Origin of the sequence: Stenotrophomonas sp. TWI1151, from assembly GCF_039673135.1 — a bacterium.
Classification (GTDB): Bacteria; Pseudomonadota; Gammaproteobacteria; order Xanthomonadales; family Xanthomonadaceae; genus Stenotrophomonas.
The window spans coordinates 49,467-66,670 of the sequence record NZ_JBDJLA010000004.1 but is presented as its reverse complement, the minus strand read 5'-3'; the positions used below and the strand labels follow the sequence as shown (position 1 = coordinate 66,670).

Sequence of the window (17,204 nt, the reverse complement as noted above, 5' to 3'; positions counted from 1 at the left end):
AGGGCCACGCCTTGCGTGGCTGCACCGCTCAGCCCCAACAAAAAACCCCGGCCGAAGCCGGGGTTTTTTTATCTCACTGATCAGCCGCCGCGCGGGCCGCCACCACGGTGACCGCCGCCACCCGGGCCGCGGTTGCCACCCGGGCGACCGCCCGGACCGCCGGGACCACGACCGCCGGGGCCACCCGGGCCACGGTTGCCGCCCGGGCCACCGGGACCGCGGTTGCCACCGGGGCCGCCGGGGCCGCGCGCATTGGCGCCCGGGCCACGCGCACCGGGACCACCCGGACCACGATTGCCACCCGGACCACCCGGACCGCGGTTACCCGCCGGACGCGCGCTGCCGTACGGGCTGCTGCCCGGATTGGCGTGGTCGGACGGGAAGCTCGGGGCATTGCCCGGATGGCCGTACGGATGACGCGACGGACCCTGGCCGCTCTGGCCACCGCGGTTGCCACCGGCACCGGCGCCGGCCGGACGGCCCTGGCCGCCGTAGCCGCCACGGCTTTCGCCACCGCGGTTCTCGCCGCCGTAACCACCGCCACCGCCGGCGTAACCGCCACGCCCTTCAGCACCGCCGCCGTAGCTGCCGCGCCCCGGGCCGCCTGCGCCACCCGGACCCTTCGGCTTGCCGTACGGACGGCCCTGGCCACCGGCGCCTGCGCCAGCGCCCGGACCACGCGCGCCCGGGCCGCGGGCTGCGCCCGGGCCGGCATTGCGGTGGCCGCTCGGGCCGGTGCTGACACCGTCCGGCACGTACCAGCTGCGGAACGCAGCCGGGTTGCCTTCCGGAAGCGCGCGGTTGCCCTTGTCCGGGCGCGCCTTGAACGGGCGCTGCGACTGCTTGGCCGCCGCTTCACCGCTGACCGTCAGGCCACCCTTGAAGCCGCCGCCCTTGCCACCGCGGCCACGGCCACGCTCTTCGCGCACATTGTCGAAACGACGCAGTTCGCGGCCTTCATCGGCCGAGTTGTGGCCGTTGACGTAGGCGTTGCCACGGCCGCCGTCGCGCGACACGCGCACGGTGGTCTTGGCGGCACGACGCTGGCCGATCACCGGCTGCAGGGTCAGTGCCGACGGAGCACCTTCTTCCAGCTTCAGTTCGGCGCGCAGCGCTTCAACCTGCTTGGCCGGCAGTTCGACCGACTGGCCACGCAGCAGTTCGCGCGGCAGGCTGACCTTGCCGTAGCGGGTGCGCTTCAGTCGGCTGACCTGGCAGCCCTGGGATTCCCACAGGCGGCGCACTTCGCGGTTGCGGCCTTCCTTGACCACCACGCGGAACCAGTCGTGCGAATCGGTGCCGCCGATGCGTTCGATCTCGTCGAACTTGGCCGGGCCGTCTTCCAGCGCCACGCCACGCGCGAGGCGGTCAACGATGTTGTCGGGCACCTTCTCTTCGCCTTCCGGGGCGCGCACGCGCACCACGTACTCGCGCTCGACCTCGTAGGAGGGGTGCATCATCGCGTTGGCCAGCTCACCATCGGTGGTCGCCAGCAGCAGGCCGGTGGTGTTGATGTCCAGGCGGCCGATCGCGATCCAGCGCGCGCCCTTGAGGGCAGGCAGCGCTTCGAACACGGTCGGGCGACCTTCGGGATCTTCGCGCGTGGTCACTTCGCCTTCCGGCTTGTTGTAGGCCAGCACGCGGGAGGTTTCGGTCAGCGCGGTGGCGACGAAGCCACGGCCGTCCAGTTCGACTTTGTCGCCGCTCTTGATCGACTGGCCGGTCTGCGCGACTTCACCGTTGACCTTGACCAGGCCATCGGCGATGCGCTGTTCCAGCGCGCGGCGCGAACCCAGGCCGGCCTGCGCCAGCACTTTGTGCAGGCGCTCTTCGAGCTTGGGCTGTTCGGAGGCGGTTTCGCGCTTGAGCGAAAGCTTGTTCAACGATGGCTTGCGGGGGGTGTCACTCATTTACTTGGCTCCGGCCGGCAACGGATGCGTCGGCCTCTGGTTCGGGATCGGCTTCGTCAACAGCCACGGTCGTCTTCGCGACGGCGTTGTTTTCGGTTTCGTTCTGGGGCGCCGCGCGCTCTCCCGGCGCGGTATCGGGTTCGCCATCGCTGGCGGTCGTATCCGCGTCGTCGTCGGCAAGCGGCAACGGCGCATGGGATGGGGTGTCGGAGGCGTCCGAAGCATCGGCCGCCTCGCTATTGTCCGGTTCTGCCGGTTGCTCCGCCAGTCTCGCCGAGGCCAGCGCCACGCGGGCGGCCAGCCGGGCGGCAACAGGGTCCATCGGGCCTGGCGGGTCTGCCGGGTCTGATGGACCTGACGGACCTGACGGACCTGACGGACCTGACGGCGCCGGAGTGGCGTCGTCATTGGCCGCGTCCGTATCCCGCTCGGCCTCCGGGGTCGCCGCGCCGGCGGGCAGGCGACCAGCCGGCTGGCCTTCGCTGTCCAGCGGCAGCTGCGGTTCCAGCTCACCCAGGTCGCGCAGCTCGGACAGCGGCGGCAGTTCGTCCAGGCGCTTGAGACCGAAATAATCCAGGAAGCCCTTGGTGGTCCCGAACAGCGCCGGCTTGCCGGGCACGTCGCGGTGGCCGATCACGCGGATCCATTCGCGCTCTTCCAGGGCCTGGATGATGTTGCTGCTGACCGCCACGCCGCGGACCTGTTCGATCTCGCCGCGGGTGATCGGCTGGCGGTAGGCGATCAATGCCAGCGTTTCCAGCGTGGCACGGGTGTAGCGGGTCTTGCGCTCCGTCCACAGCCGGGTGATGTAACCATGCACTTCGCTGGTGACCTGGAAGCGGAAGCCGGAGGCCACCTCGACCAGTTCCACGCCACGGTCCTGACAGCCCTCGCGCAGCAGTTCCAGCGCGCGTTCGATGCTGCCCGGCGGTGCCGGCTCCTCTTCCGGGAACAGGCCCTGCAGCTGCGCCAGCGTCAACGGCTCACTGGCCGCCAGCAGGGCGCCTTCGACAATACGGTTGATCAGCGGTTGATCCATACGTGGGTCGGGTGCTCAGTCGGATGCGTTGGCGGCGTCGTTGTCGTCGAACTCGCTGTTGAACTGCAGCGGTTCGTTGGTGTTGCCGGCGGCCAGGGACTTGACATAGATCGGCGCCAGCGGAGCTTCCTGGACGATGTCCAGCAGCTGTTCCTTGGCCAGTTCCAGCAGGGCGAGGAAGGTGACCAGCACCCCCAGCTTGCCTTCTTCGGCGGTGAACAGCGTTTCAAACCGGTAGAACCTGCCGTCTTCCAGACGACCCAGCACGTCGCCCATCCGCTGGCGCACGCTCAGTGCCTCGCGTTTGATCGCGTGGCCGGTGAACAGCTCGGCGCGCTTGAGCACGTCGTGCAGCGCCATCAGCATTTCCTTCAGATCCACCGGCGGCGGCAGCTTGACGGCCGCGCGGTCGGGGACGAAGGCGTGGACCACGGTGGTGTCGCGGTCCTGGCGGGGCAGGCTGTCGATGTCCTCGGCGGCCTGCTTGAAACGTTCGTACTCCTGCAGCCGGCGCACCAGCTCGGCGCGCGGATCGGCTTCCTCGCCCTCGATGCTGGGCGGCCGCGGCAACAGCATCCGCGACTTCACTTCGGCCAGGATCGCCGCCATCACCAGGTACTCGGCCGCCAGTTCGAAGCGCAGCTCCTGCATGACGTTGATGTATTCGACGTACTGGCGGGTGATCTCGGCGACCGGGATATCCAGGATGTCCAGGTTCTGCCGGCGGATCAGGTACAGCAGCAGGTCCAGCGGACCCTCGAACGCATCCAGGATGACTTCCAGCGCGTCCGGCGGGATGTACAGGTCCTGCGGAATCTGCAGGACCGGCTGTCCATGCACCACGGCCAGCGGCATTTCCTGCTGCTGTGGGGCGGGCACTCGGATTGGCGGGTTCGCGTCGGGCGCGAGTTCGGCAGTCATCAAATAGACGTCAGTATTGCAACGGACCGGTCGCCGCACCATGCCAGCGTCCGGAACGGTCCCGGGCGGCAGGATGGCAAGCCATGACACGCCTGGGTCGGCGCGATTCCACACTTCAAACAGCAAGGCGCGCCGCGATGGGCAGCGACAGAACTACGGGGAGGTCGTCTACGTGTGCTGGTGTGGGGCAGTGGATCGGTCGTCGGCTGGCGGTGGAGCCGGTTGCCGACGGGGCGCTGCATCCAGCCACGTGCAATGGACATAAGACTACGGGGTTGCCGCGCCAGTGTCCAGCCAGCCCGCTAGAATGCCCGGGATTGATTCAACAAGACCTCGGAGTTGCCCGTGTGGTATGTGATTGAAGGCTATGACGGCACGGATGTGCTGGCGGCCCGTCTGGCGTCGCGCCCGGCTCACCTGGCCCGGCTGCAGGCCCTGCAGGACGAGGGGCGGCTGCTGCTGGCCGGCCCGTGCCCGGCCATCGACAGCGAAGATCCCGGCCCGGCCGGCTTCAGTGGCAGCGTGGTGATCGCCGCGTTCGATTCGCTGACCCACGCCCAGGACTGGGCCGCCGCCGATCCTTATGTAGAGGCGGGCGTCTATGTTCGTGTCCAGGTGCGTCCGTTCCGCAAGGTCCTGCCGTGAACCGGGTCGAGCGCATCCGCGAGGCGCTGCAGCAGGCACTGGATCCGGAGCTGCTGGAGGTCAAGGACGACAGCCACCGCCACGCCGGCCATGAGGGCGCGCGTGACGGCCGGGGGCACTTCAAGGTGCACGTGGTCAGCGCCGCCTTCGAAGGAAAGCTCCCGCTGGCGCGCCACCGGGCCGTCTATGCGGCCCTGGGGACGATGATGGAGACCGATATCCATGCGTTGTCCATCCGAGCCGAGACACCGGTCAAAAACCGCTGAAACCCTTGTCCCGCCTTGTCCTGGCCAGTCCCGAAAGGGGCCGCCATGGACAGCTTTTGGTTACCGCCGTACGACATGAGGCTAACGTAGTGTTTACATCCGGGTTTGAAAACGCTTACATTCCGCGCCAAGCCCAGATCTCTAAGCCGTGGAGGGCGGCGAAGTGAACAAGGCAGCGATCACTATCAAAGATGTCGCCCGTGAGGCCCGTGTCTCTGTTGCCACGGTCTCGCGCGCACTCAATGGCCATGAAAATGTTGCCGAGCCCGTGCGCAAGCTGGTGCTGGAGGTGGCAGCGCGACTGCGCTACACCCCGCATGCAGCGGCCCGGAGCCTGAGCAGCCGGCGGACCAACACCATTGGCGTGGTGTTGCCCGATCTCTATGGCGAATTCTTTTCCGAACTGATGCGTGGCATCGACGGGGTGGCCCGCGAGCGTCGCCAGCATCTGCTCGTGTCCAGTTACCACGGTGACCAGGAGCAGCAGGGCGCGGCCCTGCGGGCCATGCGCGGCCGTGTCGATGGGTTGCTGGTGCTTTCGCCGTATGCCGAGAGCCCGGGCTTCCTGACCGACAACCTGCCGCAGTCGTTGCCCACGGTGCTGATCAACACGTACCTGCCCGAGCAGGATCATCCGGTGCTGAGCATCGATGACCATGCCGGCGCGATGGCCATGACCCGTCACCTGCTGGACGTCGGGCATCGGCGCATCGCCTTCATTTCCGGTCCGGATCTCAACTACGACGCCCGTGAGCGCCTGCGCGGTTTCCGCGATGCGCTGGCGGCCTTCGGCGATGCTGCCGAAGGGATCGAGTTGCCCGGTGACTTTGACGAAGCTTCCGGCCATCGCGCCGGACAGGAGTTGCTGGCAGCCGGCACGCTGCCCGATGCGGTGTTCGCCGCCAACGACATGATGGCGCTGGGGTGTCTGTATGCGTTCGCGCAGGCAGGTGTCCGTGTGCCGACCGATGTCGCCTTGGCGGGTTTCGATGACATTCCGCTGGCACGTTTCGTTCACCCATCGTTGACAACGATGCAGGTGAGTATCGCCGACCTCGGCGATAAGGCCGCGACGCGCCTGTTGCAGTTGATGGATGGCAACAACACAGAAGGGGCCGGCGACAAGCAGACGCTCGTGCCGACCCTGATCGTGCGTGATTCGAGCAAAGCCAGAACCTAGCAGTAGGTCACGACCGTTGGTCGTGACGCCCTAAAACAACGCACCACATAAAACGACAGGGGCCGCAAAGACGGCCACCACCACCCGGAGAGTTACATGACGTATTCCAATCACCGCAACCGCGCGCCCGCCCGCAGTCTGTTGTCCAGCGCGCTGGTCACCTGCCTGATGCTGGGCGCCGCCCCGAGCGTGATGGCGCAGTCGGCCACCTCGTCGCTGCGCGGCCAGGTCGCCGAGGCTGCCGCCGGCACCGAAGTCACCGCCACCAACGTGGCCAGCGGCACCGTGCGCCGCGCCACCACCCGTGCCGATGGCAGCTACTCGCTGATGGGCCTGGACCCGGGCACCTACAACGTCGTGGCCAATGGCCAGACGCAGAAGGTGACCGTCACCGTGGCCTCGACCGCGACCCTGAACTTCAGCGGCGCGCCGGCCAACGGCAGCACCGCCAACGCCACCAACCTGGACACGGTCAACGTCATTGCACCGACCCTGCTGCAGGAAGTGCGTACCTCCGAAGTGGGCAAGACCGTCAGCCTGCAGCAGATCCAGACCACCCCGCAGGTGTCGCGCAACTTCCTGGAATTCGCCGATGCGGTGCCGGGCCTGATCTTCACCCGTGATGCCAAGGGCAACACCTCCCTGCGTGGCGGTGCCACCAACTCCGACGGCACCAACGTCTACATCGACGGCGTGGGCCAGAAGAGCTACGTCAAGGGCGGCGGCGTGGCCGGCCAGTCCGGCAGCGCCGGCAACCCGTTCCCGCAGCTGGCGATCGGCGAATACAAGGTCATCAGCGGCAACTACAAGGCCGAATACGGCCAGGTGTCGAGCGCGGCCGTGACCGCGGCCACCAAGTCCGGCACCAACGAGTTCAAGGGTGAAACCTTCTACCGTTACACCAACGAAGACATGCGCGCCAAGACCCCGGCCGAGCGTCAGGCTGGCCAGACGAAGGAGGCATCGGCCGAGAAGGAATACGGGTTTGCATTGGGTGGTCCGATCATCCAGGACAAGGCTCACTTCTTCGTGACCTATGAAGCCAAGCGCTTCGACCTGCCGGTCACCATCGCGCCTGACGGCGCGGTCGGCCGTGCTGCCGCCCTGCTGCCGCCGGAAGGCGCCGCCGGTCTCGGCCCGGCCAGCCAGCCGTTCCAGCAGGATCTGATCTTCGCCAAGGTCGACTTCGAGCCGACCGACAACGATCGCATCGAGCTGACCTTCCAGGATCGCGATGAAACCCAGTCGCAGTTCAGCGGCCAGACCGCGCCGGAAGCCGGCCGTGAAGTGGTCAACACCGACCGTCGTTACGCCCTGCGCTGGAACCACAGCGGCGAGCGTTACTACAACGAACTGATGGTCACCCATGAAGATTCGTTCAACAACCCGACCCCGCTGACCCTGGCCAACGGCATCACCTACACCGCACCGGACGGCACCGAAGACCGCACCGTGGTGAAGATCGGTGGCGCATCGGCGCTGGATTCGCAGGTGAAGGGCCAGAAGGGCTGGTCGATCGAAGACAACCTGACCCTGGATGGCATCCAGTGGGCCGGCGATCACACCATCAAGATGGGCGCCAAGTACAAGCAGATCGACCTGTACGCATCTGACGCGGCGCAGATCAACCCGACCTTCACCTACACCCTGGGCGATCCGGACTTCCCGGATTCCATCCCCTACAAGGCGCAGTTCGTCAAGCCGGTGACCGGCGTGTCGGGCGTGTCGGGCGAAGTGCGTTCGAAGTCCAAGCAGATCGGCTTGTTCATCCAGGACGACTGGCAGGTCAACGATCACCTGCAGCTCAACCTCGGCCTGCGCTGGGACTACGAGAAGACCCCGTCGTACCTGGACTTCGTCACCCCGCAGCAGGTGGTCGACGCGATCTACTCGCAGGATCCGCGTGCGGCCGCTGGCCAGACCTACGCCGATTCGCTGGCGCTGGGTGGCCTGAACATCGGCGATTACATCAGCACCGGCAAGAACCGCAAGGCGTTCAAGGATGCCTGGCAGCCGCGCCTGGGCTTCTCGTATGACCTCAACGCCGACGAGCAGCACGTGTTCCACGGTGGTGCCGGTCGTTCGTACGATCGCGACCTGTTCGACAACCTGCAGCTGGAAACCACCAAGCTGGCCCTGCCGCAGCCGACCATCTACTTCCGCAATCCGTCGACCGGCACCTGCATCAACGGTCAGGCCGCCTGCTACGACTGGAACCCGAACCTGCTCAACGGGATCGGCAACCTGCAGACCCTGGTCGGCTCGACCAGCAATGCCGGTCTGGAAGTCGATCTGCTGAACAACAACCTCAAGGTGCCGTACTCGGATCAGTTCAGCTTCGGCATGAGCAACCAGGTGGGTGAGTGGCTGACCGATGCCACCATCTCCCGCACCCTGAGCTACGACGGCTTCGCCTTCACCCTGGGCAACCGTTACCCGACCGGCCAGTTCTTCGATGACCCGCGCCTGTGCGGCGGCACCGACCCTGGCCTGAGCCAGGCCTGGAGCTGCAACGTGCCGGGCTTCGGCAGCCTGATCATCGGTCAGCAGGGCATCAAGACCCGTGCGACCCAGGTCCTGCTGTCGGCGCAGAAGCCGTTCACCCAGGAAAGCGGCTGGGGTACCTCGGTGGCCTACACCTGGACCACCGCGCGCCACAACCGCGACATCAACGAGAAGTACGCGTTCGACCGCGGCCTGATCGAGGATTACCCGACCATCCGTTCCAACGGCGCGCCGCGCCACCGCCTGGTGGTCACCGGTTCGTACGCGGGCTTCTGGGGCATCACCTTCGGTGGCAAGGTCACCCTGGCCACCCCGACTGCCGTCAATGACTGGTACGGCGTGCCGCAGGCCAGTGGCTACAACCTGCCGACCCCGCAGGCCGCGGTGCCCAACGCCAATGGCAAGTTCCTGCTGGGTGGCAAGATCTTCGGCTACCGTTCGGTCGATCTGCAGGCGACGAAGACGTTCAAGATGCCGGGCGAGACCGAGCTGTACGCGCGCATCGACATCATCAACGTGTTCAACTTCGACAACTTCTCCACCTACAACTACGTCAAGACCAACGGCAAGCTGCAGGCCAGCTACAACGAGACCGGCGACATCATCGGTACGCCGCGTCAGGTGAAGGCAGAAGTCGGCTTCCGCTTCTGATGCAACAACGGCCCCGTCTTCGGACGGGGCCGGTTTCATGGCAATGGCTGGCCTTCGGGCCAGTCCATTGTCCAGGCCGGTGCCACGGAGGGTGGCAGCGGCCTGGGCAATGACCCGCGGCTCTGGACCACGCCTGCGTGGTTTTTTAAGGACGCGTTCTGTAAACGATTTCAGGTCATTGGACGTTATGCTTCCCAGTCACGAACAACGCACAAGGAGTTGGCCCATGCAGGCACGCCACCTGTTGACCGCTGCGACGATCAGTCTCGCCGTCGCTGCCTGCCAGCCGCAGGCCCAGCAGGAGCCGGCCAAGCCCAAGCCGCCCGTGATCCTGGTCGAGGCGGATGTGCCGCCGCGGCCGATGAAGCCGGAGCTGCCGCCGCTGTTCGACGATATCGAGCGCCGCACCTTCCAGTTCTTCTGGGATACCACCAACGAGGTCAACGGGCTCAGCCCGGACCGTTACCCGTCGCGCCCGTTCGCCAGCATCGCCTCGGTGGGCTATGCGCTGACCGCCTATCCGATCGGCATCGAGAACGGCTGGGTCAGCCGCAACCAGGCGATCGACCGCACCCTGCTGACGCTGAAGTTCTTCCGCGACCTGCCGATGGGCCCGCAGCGCACCGGCAAAGGCGGCTACAAAGGCTTCTACTACCACTTCCTGGACATGCAGGAAGGCCGCCGCTACGACAGCTGGGTGGAACTGTCCAGCGTGGATACCGCGCTGCTGATGATGGGCGTGCTGTTCGCGCAGTCCTATTACGATGGTGACGACGCACGCGAAAAAGAGATCCGCGAGATCGCCGATACGCTGTACAAGCGCGTGGACTGGCCGTGGCTGCAGCAGCGCGCGCCGCTGATCTCGATGGGCTGGTTCCCGGAGAGCGGCTTCATCGACCACGACTGGATGGGCTACAACGAGGCGATGATGGTCTACATCCTCGCGCTCGGCTCGCCGACCCACCCGGTCAGCCCGGACGCCTGGACGGTCTGGACGCGTACCTACGACAACGACTGGGGCGTCTACCAGGGCCAGGAATACCTGTCCTTCGGCCCGCTGTTCGGGCACCAGTACACGCATGTTTGGGTGGACTTCCGCGACATCCAGGATGCCTACATGCGCGAGCGGGGCAGCACCTACTTCCTCAACAGCCGTTCGGCTGCCCTGGCGCAGCGCGAGTACGCGATCGCCAACCCGATGAACTGGAAGGATTACGGCCAGAACGTGTGGGGCCTGACCGCCAGCGATGGCCCGCAGAACACCACCCAGGAATACCGCGGCGAGCAGCGCCAGTTCCGCCATTACTCCTCGCGCGGCGCGGGCCTGCGCGAGAACTTCGATGACGGCACCATCGCGCCGACCGCGGCGATCGCCTCGATCGTGTTCGCGCCGGAAGAAGTCATCCCGGCCGCGGTGGAGATGCACAAGCGCTATGGCGACTACATCTATTCCAGCTACGGCTTCCTGGATTCGTTCAACCCGAGTTTCAACTACGACATTCCGATCAAGACCGGTCGCCTGGTGCCGGATCGCGGCTGGGTGGCCAGCGATTACATCGGTATCGACCAGGGCCCGATCCTGACCATGATCGCCAACTACCGGAACGATTTCGTCTGGGATGTGATGAAGAAGAACGCCCATATCCGCAAGGGTCTGGAGCGTGCCGGCTTCAGCGGTGGCTGGTTGACCCCGGAAGGCGAGGATCAGCCGATGGAACTGCAGAAAGATGAAAAGGCGGCCTCGGCCCGCTCGGTCGGCATCGCCGAATCGCGCGCGGCGGCCGCCCAGGAACAGAAGAACAATTCCAATTCGAACCGCAACCAGCAGCAGGGGAAGTAAGCAGTGCCATTGTCGTCGCGCCCGAAGCTGGGGTTGAGTCTGTTGCTGCTGATTGCCGGCAGTCTGTTGTTGAGTGCCTGCCGGAAAGAACCGGAAGGGGTCACCGTGCGTTTCTGGGCGATGGGCCGCGAGGCCGAAGTCGTCACCGGCCTGGTCCGTGAATTCGAAGCGGAAAATCCCGGCATCCATGTCGATGTGCAGAACATCCCGTGGACGGCCGCGCATGAAAAGCTGCTGACCGCGTTCGCCGCCGAAGGGCTGCCGGACGTGTGCCAGCTGGGCAATACCTGGATCCCCGAGTTCGCCGAACTCAATACCCTGACCCCGCTGCAGCCCTACGTGGCGCAGTCCAAGGTGGTGGACCCGGCCGACTACTTCCAGGGCATCTGGGATACCAATGTCATCCACGACGAACTGGTCGGGGTGCCGTGGTACGTGGATACGCGCCTGCTGTATTACCGCAAGGACATGCTCGCCAAGGCCGGCTACGACCACCCGCCGCGCAGCTGGGCCGAGTGGAACGAGATGATGGCGGCGATCAAGGCCATGCAGGGCCCGAACCGCTACGCGGTACTGATGCCGATCAACGAGTTCGAGCAGCAGCTGTCCTTCGCGCTGCAGCAGCCCGATCCGTTGCTGCGCGATGAAGACACCCGTGGCAATTTCAGCAGCCCGGGCTTCCGCAGGACGCTGGGCTTCTACGAGAACATGTTCGCGCAGGGCTGGGCCCCGCGCATGTCCGAGACGCAGATCTCCAACGTCTGGGACGAGTTCTTCCGCGGCTTCAATGTGTTCTACGTGTCCGGCCCCTGGAACATCCGCGAGTTCAAGAAGCTGCAGCCCAAGGAACTGGAAGGGCAGTGGGGCACCGCCGCACTGCCGGGTCCGGATGGCCCGGGCGCGGGCATCGCCGGCGGGACCAGCCTGGTGATCTTCCGCGATTCGAAGCAGAAAGAAGCCTCGTGGAAACTGATCGAGTTCCTGTCGCGCCCGGCGATCCAGGAGCGCTTCCATTCGATCATCGGCGACCTGCCGCCGCGGCGCAGCACCTGGGAATACCCCTCGCTGGCCAACGACCCATTGGCGCAGCCGTTCCGCGACCAGCTCGAGCGGGTCAAGCCGACCCCGAAGGTGCTGGAGTGGGAGCGGATCGCCCAGGAAATGCGGATCACCACCGAACAGGTGGTGCGTGGTGGCCTAGACCAGGATCAAGCAGTGAAAGAGCTGGACGAACGCGTGGACAAGGTCCTCGCCAAACGCCGCTGGATGCATGAGCAGCACCGGCAGGAATCCTCCGGGGCGAGCGACACGGCGCACTCCAGTGCGGTGGCCACGGAGGCGGCACCATGAAGCAGCGTTCGCTTGCCGGCTGGATGTTCGCCGGTCCGGCCATTCTGGTCATCGCGGTGTTCTTCGGCCTGCCGGTGTTCTCGGCGCTGGCGCTGAGCATCACCGATTTCGATCTGTACGCACTGGCCGACGGTGACAACCTGCGCTTCGTCGGCCTGGGCAACTACATCGATCTGCTGCAGACCCCGATGTTCTGGAAGTCGCTGTGGAATACCACGTACTTCGTGATCGTCGGTGTGCCGCTGTCGATCGCGGTGTCGTTGGGTGCGGCGATCCTGCTCAATGCACCGGCCGCCCGTTTCAAAGCGTTGTTCCGTACCGCGCTGTTCGCTCCGGTGGTGACCACCCTGGTCGCGGTGGCGGTGATCTGGCGTTACCTGTTCCATACCAGCTACGGCCTGGTGAACTACGGCCTGGGCCATCTGGGCATCAGCCCGATCGACTGGCTGGGCGACCCGAACTGGGCGATGCCGACCATCATGCTGTTCGCGGTGTGGAAGAACTTCGGCTACAACATGGTGATCTTCCTGGCCGGCCTGCAGGCGATTCCGCATGACCTGTACGAGGCCGCGCGCATCGACGGTGCCTCGCGCTGGAAGCAGTTCCTGCACATCACCCTGCCGATGCTCGGCCCGGTGCTGCTGGTGGTCGGCGTGATCACGGTGTCCGGCTACTTCCAGCTGTTTGCAGAGCCCTACGTGATGACGCGTGGCGACCCACTGCAGAGCACTGTCAGCGTGCTGTATTTCATGTTTGAAGAAGGCTTCAAGTGGTGGAACCTGGGGCGCGCCTCCGCGGTGGCGTTCCTGCTGTTCCTGATCATCCTGGGCGTGACCAGCATCATGCTGCGTTTCGGCCGCAAGAGGCAGTTGGTATGAGTCGTGAAATCGGTCAATCGCGCTGGCATGCTTGGTGGGTCAATGGTGGCCTGGTGGTGCTGGCGGTCCTGAGCCTGGCGCCGCTGTTGTGGATGCTGTCGGTGTCGTTCATGCCGACCGGCGAAGCGGCACATTTTCCGCCGCCGCTGCTGCCGTCCTCGCTGACCACCGCGAACTACCATGAGTTGTTCGCGCGCACCGGCATGGCCAACAACTTCGTCAACAGCCTGATGGTGTCGCTGGCCATCACCTTCGGCTCGCTGCTGCTCAACACCATGGCCGGCTATGCCTTCGCCAAGCTGCGCTTTGCCGGCCGCGAGCGCATCTTCCAGCTGCTGCTGGCCGCGCTGGTGATCCCGGCGCAGGTGGCGATGCTGCCGCTGTTCCTGCTGATGAAGCAGCTGGGCCTGGTCAACAACTTCGGTGGCGTGATCGTGCCGGCGCTGGCGACGGTGTTCGGCATCTTCCTGGTCCGCCAGTACGCCCGTTCGATCCCGGACGAGCTGCTCGAAGCGGCCCGCATCGACGGGGCAGGGGAGCTGCGGATCTTCTTCCAGATCGTGCTGCCGATGCTCAAGCCGGTTTTGGTGACCCTGTCGATCTTCACCTTCATGGCTGCCTGGAACGATTTCATGTGGCCCTTGATCGTGTTGACCGACCAGGAGCACTACACTCTCCCGGTGGCCCTGGCCACGCTCTCGCGCGAGCACATCATGGACGTTGAAATGATGATGGCCGGCGCGGTGGTCACGGTGGTTCCGGTGCTGCTGCTGTTCCTGGCATTGCAGCGTTATTACATCCAAGGTCTGTTGCTGGGGAGTGTCAAAGGGTGAAGCATGCCGTCGTCGCGGTGGGTCTGGGTCTGGTCTGGTCACTGGCGGCCTCAGCCGCACCGCCGGCGACGCCGGTGTTGCCCGCACCCAAGGTGCTGGACAGCTTCGATGACATGTCGCCGTGGAAGCTGGTCGTCTCCGACCAGGTCAGCGGCTCGCTGCGCAGCGTGGCCGGCAGTGGCGGAGGCCGCGCGCTGTGCGTGGATTACGACTTCCACAACGTGTCCGGCTATGTCGGCATCCGCCGCGAGCTGGGCATCCAGTACCCGGAGAATTACAAGTTCGGCTTCCAGCTGCGCGGCGATTCCCCTGCCAACGATCTGCAGTTCAAGCTGATCGACGCCAGCGGCGACAACGTGTGGTGGGTCAACCGCCCCGGCTATGCGTTCCCCAAAACCTGGACGCCGGTGCAGTACCGCAAGCGCCAGATCGACAAGGCCTGGGGCCCGGAGACCGACAAGACGCTCAAGCGCAGCGCGGCCGTGGAATTCACGATCTACAGCAAGGTCGGCGGCAAGGGCACGGTCTGTTTCGACCGGCTCACGCTGCAGGGACTGCCGCCGGCCGATACGTCTTCACTGAGCCCGTCGGTGATCGCCGATACCGCCACCGCGCTGCAGAACCGCATCGTCGATGGCAAGCCGGACACGGTCTGGATCAGCGGCGGCGTGGCCGAACAGACCATCAGCCTGGACCTGCACAAGGTGCGCGAGTTTGGCGGGGCGGTGATCGAATGGCTGCCCGGACTGGAGGCCACCCGCTACGTGGTGCGTTCCTCGGCCGATGGGCGCAGCTGGAATACGCTGCGTGAGGTGACCGCCGGCGGCGGTGGCCGCGACTGGCTGGCGCTGCCGGATACGGACGCGCGCTATCTGCGCTTCGACCTCAAGGGCGGCCCGAGCTGGCGCTATGGTATCCGCGATATCACGCTCAAGCCGCTCGAGTTCGCCGATACCCCGAATGATTTCGTCCGTTCGGTCGGTGCCGACCTGCCGCGCGGTTCGGTGCCGCGCGGCTTCACCGGCGAGCAGCCGTACTGGACGCTGCTGGGTCTGGATGGCGGCCGCGAGCAGGCCCTGATCGGCGAAGACGGTGCGCTGGAAGTGGCCAAGGCCAGCTTCAGCGTCGAACCGTTCGTGCTGGTGGACAACAAACTGCTGAGCTGGGCCGACGTCAAGACCGACCAGTCGCTGCAGGACGATTACCTGCCGATCGCCAACGTCGGCTGGACCCACGACAAGGCTGGCCTGCAGGTGACCGGCTTCGTGCAGGGCACGCCGGACAACGCGCAGCTGGTCGGTCGTTACACCCTGCGCAACCCCGACAAGGTCGCCCACGAGTACACCCTGGCCCTGGCCGTGCGCCCGTGGCAGGTGAACCCGCCGACCCAGTTCCTCAATACCGTCGGCGGCGTCAGCCCGATCAACAACCTGTCCTTCGACCCGACCCATGTCGACGTCAACGGCACGCCGCGCCTGTACCCGGCACAGGCACCGGACGCGGCCTTCGCCACCGCGTTCGACAGCAAGTTCGACGTGGTCCACCTGGCCAGCGGCAAGCTGCCGGGCACCACCGAAGTGAAGGACAGCACCGGCCTGGCCTCGGGCGCGCTGCTGTACCGCTGGAAGCTGGAGCCTGGCCAGAGCCGCGAGGTCGCCATCGTGCTGCCGCAGACCGGCAACTGGGTGATGCCCAAGGCCTTCGATGCGGCCAAGGCGCAGCAGCAGGTCGCCTCGATGTGGCGGACCAAGCTGGACCAGGTGACGCTGCAGGTCCCGGCGGCCGGCAAGCCGCTGGCCGATACGCTGCGCACCGCGCTGGCGCACATGCTGATCTCGCGCATCGGCCCCAGCCTGCAGCCGGGCACGCGTTCGTATTCGCGCAGCTGGATCCGCGATGGCGCAATGATCTCCGAAGGGCTGCTGCGCATGGGCCGCAGCGATGCGGTGCGGCAGTACGTGAACTGGTATGCGCCGTATCAGTTCGACAATGGCAAGGTGCCGTGCTGCGTCGATTCGCGCGGCAGCGATCCGGTGCCGGAGAACGACAGCCATGGCGAGCTCATTTTCAACATCGCCGAGTACTGGCGCTACACCGGTGACACCACCTTCCTGGAGGTGATGTGGCCACACGTGCAGGGCGCCTACCAGTACATGGAGCAGCTGCGCCTGAGCGAACGCACCGAAGAAAATCGGGCGCGCAACCCCGCCTTCTACGGGATGATGCCGGTCTCGATCAGCCACGAAGGCTATTCGGCCAAGCCGATGCATTCGTACTGGGACAACTTCTGGGCGCTGCGCGGCTACAAGGACGCGGCGATCATCGCCAGCACGCTCGGCAAGGCCGAAGCGATGCAGATCAGTGAGTCGCGCGATCAGTTTCGTGACGACCTGCAGGCTTCGCTGCTGGCGGCGACCGCGCAGCACAAGATCGACTACCTGCCCGGCTCGGCCGAGCTGGGTGATTTCGATGCCACATCGACCACCATCGCACTGGCGCCGGCCGGTGAGCAGGGGCGCCTGCCGCAGCCCTACTTGAACAACACGTTCGAGCGCTACTGGAGCGAGTTCGAAGCGCGCCGCGATGGCAAGCGCGAGTGGAAGGACTACACCCCGTACGAGTGGCGCAACGTGGCCGCCTTCGTGCGCCTGGGCTGGCGCGACCGCGCCTGGCAGGCGACCGAGTTCTTCTTCAAGGACCGTGCACCGCAGCCGTGGAACCAGTGGGCCGAAGTGGTCTCGCGCACGCCGCGCAAACCGTTCTTCCTGGGGGACCTGCCCCATGCGTGGGTGGCCTCGGACTTCGTGCGTTCGGCATTGGACATGTTCGCCTACAGCCGCGATATCGACGACAGCCTGGTGCTGGCCGCGGGCGTGCCGTCGCGCTGGCTGGAAGGCAAGGGGGTCGGCGTGCAGGGCCTGCGCACCCCGAACGGGCAGCTCAACTACGCGCTGCTCCGCAACGACAAGCAGCTCACCCTGACCGTGTCGGCCGGCCTGGTGCCGCCGGTCGGTGGCGTGGTGCTGCCGTGGCCGTACAGCGGCGAGCCGGGCGCCACCACCGTCAATGGTGAGCCGGCGGAATGGGTGGGCGGCGAACTGCGCGTGATGCAGGTGCCGGCCAAGGTCGAGATCGAGATTCCGGCGTCGGTACGCCGGGCGGAACGCAAGGCACCGTAATGAGGAA

The 17,204-nt window shown here is 65.9% G+C and carries 12 protein-coding genes; 9 read left to right on the top strand and 3 right to left on the bottom strand.

Annotation, left to right across the window (positions count from 1 at the left end; genetic code table 11):
- Positions 1 to 80 precede the first annotated feature (80 nt).
- From ABE422_RS07235 to ABE422_RS07225, 3 genes are read right to left on the bottom strand one after another with little or no spacing between them, the layout of a single operon-like run.
- A complete protein-coding gene (locus ABE422_RS07235) occupies positions 81 to 1,910 on the bottom strand; it encodes a pseudouridine synthase (RefSeq protein WP_313218869.1) in 1,830 nt (609 codons plus the stop codon).
- Positions 1,903 to 2,949, bottom strand: coding sequence for an SMC-Scp complex subunit ScpB (gene scpB / locus ABE422_RS07230; RefSeq protein ID WP_346482737.1), 1,047 nt, complete (start codon positions 2,947 to 2,949; stop codon positions 1,903 to 1,905). Before scpB ends, ABE422_RS07235 begins: the two co-directional genes overlap by 8 nt.
- 15 nt (positions 2,950 to 2,964) lie before the next feature.
- A complete protein-coding gene (locus tag ABE422_RS07225; protein WP_313218865.1) occupies positions 2,965 to 3,996 on the bottom strand; it encodes a ScpA family protein in 1,032 nt (343 codons plus the stop codon).
- 219 nt (positions 3,997 to 4,215) lie between these two features.
- On the opposite strand from ABE422_RS07225, the gene ABE422_RS07220 reads away from it, so the two are divergent.
- The 9 genes from ABE422_RS07220 to ABE422_RS07180 all read left to right on the top strand — a co-directional run bounded on the left by ABE422_RS07220 (position 4,216) and on the right by ABE422_RS07180 (position 17,197).
- Positions 4,216 to 4,515 carry a YciI family protein gene (locus ABE422_RS07220; protein ID WP_019182875.1) on the top strand — a complete coding sequence of 100 codons (300 nt, stop codon included), beginning with the start codon at positions 4,216 to 4,218 and terminating at the stop codon, positions 4,513 to 4,515.
- The gene (locus ABE422_RS07215; protein WP_070470362.1) at positions 4,512 to 4,781 is read left to right on the top strand and encodes a BolA family protein; all 270 of its coding nucleotides are present in this window, start codon (positions 4,512 to 4,514) and stop codon (positions 4,779 to 4,781) included. Before ABE422_RS07220 ends, ABE422_RS07215 begins: the two co-directional genes overlap by 4 nt.
- Before the next feature lie 148 nt (positions 4,782 to 4,929).
- On the top strand, positions 4,930 to 5,961 hold the full coding sequence (locus ABE422_RS07210; protein WP_313218863.1) for a LacI family DNA-binding transcriptional regulator: 1,032 nt from the start codon (positions 4,930 to 4,932) through the stop codon (positions 5,959 to 5,961).
- Between the two features lie 96 nt (positions 5,962 to 6,057).
- Positions 6,058 to 9,117: a TonB-dependent receptor gene (locus ABE422_RS07205; protein ID WP_346464530.1), complete on the top strand. Its 3,060-nt coding sequence runs from the start codon at positions 6,058 to 6,060 to the stop codon at positions 9,115 to 9,117.
- 226 nt (positions 9,118 to 9,343) lie between these two features.
- Positions 9,344 to 10,957: a glucoamylase family protein gene (locus ABE422_RS07200; protein WP_121038093.1), complete on the top strand. Its 1,614-nt coding sequence runs from the start codon at positions 9,344 to 9,346 to the stop codon at positions 10,955 to 10,957.
- Positions 10,958 to 10,984: 27 nt separating this feature from the next.
- The gene (locus ABE422_RS07195; RefSeq protein WP_313210393.1) at positions 10,985 to 12,307 is read left to right on the top strand and encodes a sugar ABC transporter substrate-binding protein; all 1,323 of its coding nucleotides are present in this window, start codon (positions 10,985 to 10,987) and stop codon (positions 12,305 to 12,307) included.
- On the top strand, positions 12,304 to 13,185 hold the full coding sequence (locus ABE422_RS07190; RefSeq protein WP_123730758.1) for a sugar ABC transporter permease: 882 nt from the start codon (positions 12,304 to 12,306) through the stop codon (positions 13,183 to 13,185). The genes ABE422_RS07195 and ABE422_RS07190 overlap by 4 nt, the downstream gene beginning before the upstream one ends.
- A complete protein-coding gene (locus ABE422_RS07185; protein WP_123730759.1) occupies positions 13,182 to 14,018 on the top strand; it encodes a carbohydrate ABC transporter permease in 837 nt (278 codons plus the stop codon). Before ABE422_RS07190 ends, ABE422_RS07185 begins: the two co-directional genes overlap by 4 nt.
- Positions 14,015 to 17,197 (top strand): discoidin domain-containing protein, encoded by a 3,183-nt coding sequence (locus ABE422_RS07180; protein ID WP_346482736.1) that lies wholly within the window; start codon positions 14,015 to 14,017, stop codon positions 17,195 to 17,197. Before ABE422_RS07185 ends, ABE422_RS07180 begins: the two co-directional genes overlap by 4 nt.
- The last annotated feature ends 7 nt before the right edge of the window (positions 17,198 to 17,204 follow it).

Coding starts and splice junctions, on each gene's coding strand:
- ABE422_RS07235 (WP_313218869.1), bottom strand. CDS start 1,910: ATGAGTGACACCCCCCGCAAGCCATCGTTGAACAAGCTTTCGCTCAAG.
- scpB (WP_346482737.1), bottom strand. CDS start 2,949: ATGGATCAACCGCTGATCAACCGTATTGTCGAAGGCGCCCTGCTGGCG.
- ABE422_RS07205 (WP_346464530.1), top strand. CDS start 6,058: ATGACGTATTCCAATCACCGCAACCGCGCGCCCGCCCGCAGTCTGTTG.
- ABE422_RS07200 (WP_121038093.1), top strand. CDS start 9,344: ATGCAGGCACGCCACCTGTTGACCGCTGCGACGATCAGTCTCGCCGTC.
- ABE422_RS07190 (WP_123730758.1), top strand. CDS start 12,304: ATGAAGCAGCGTTCGCTTGCCGGCTGGATGTTCGCCGGTCCGGCCATT.
- ABE422_RS07185 (WP_123730759.1), top strand. CDS start 13,182: ATGAGTCGTGAAATCGGTCAATCGCGCTGGCATGCTTGGTGGGTCAAT.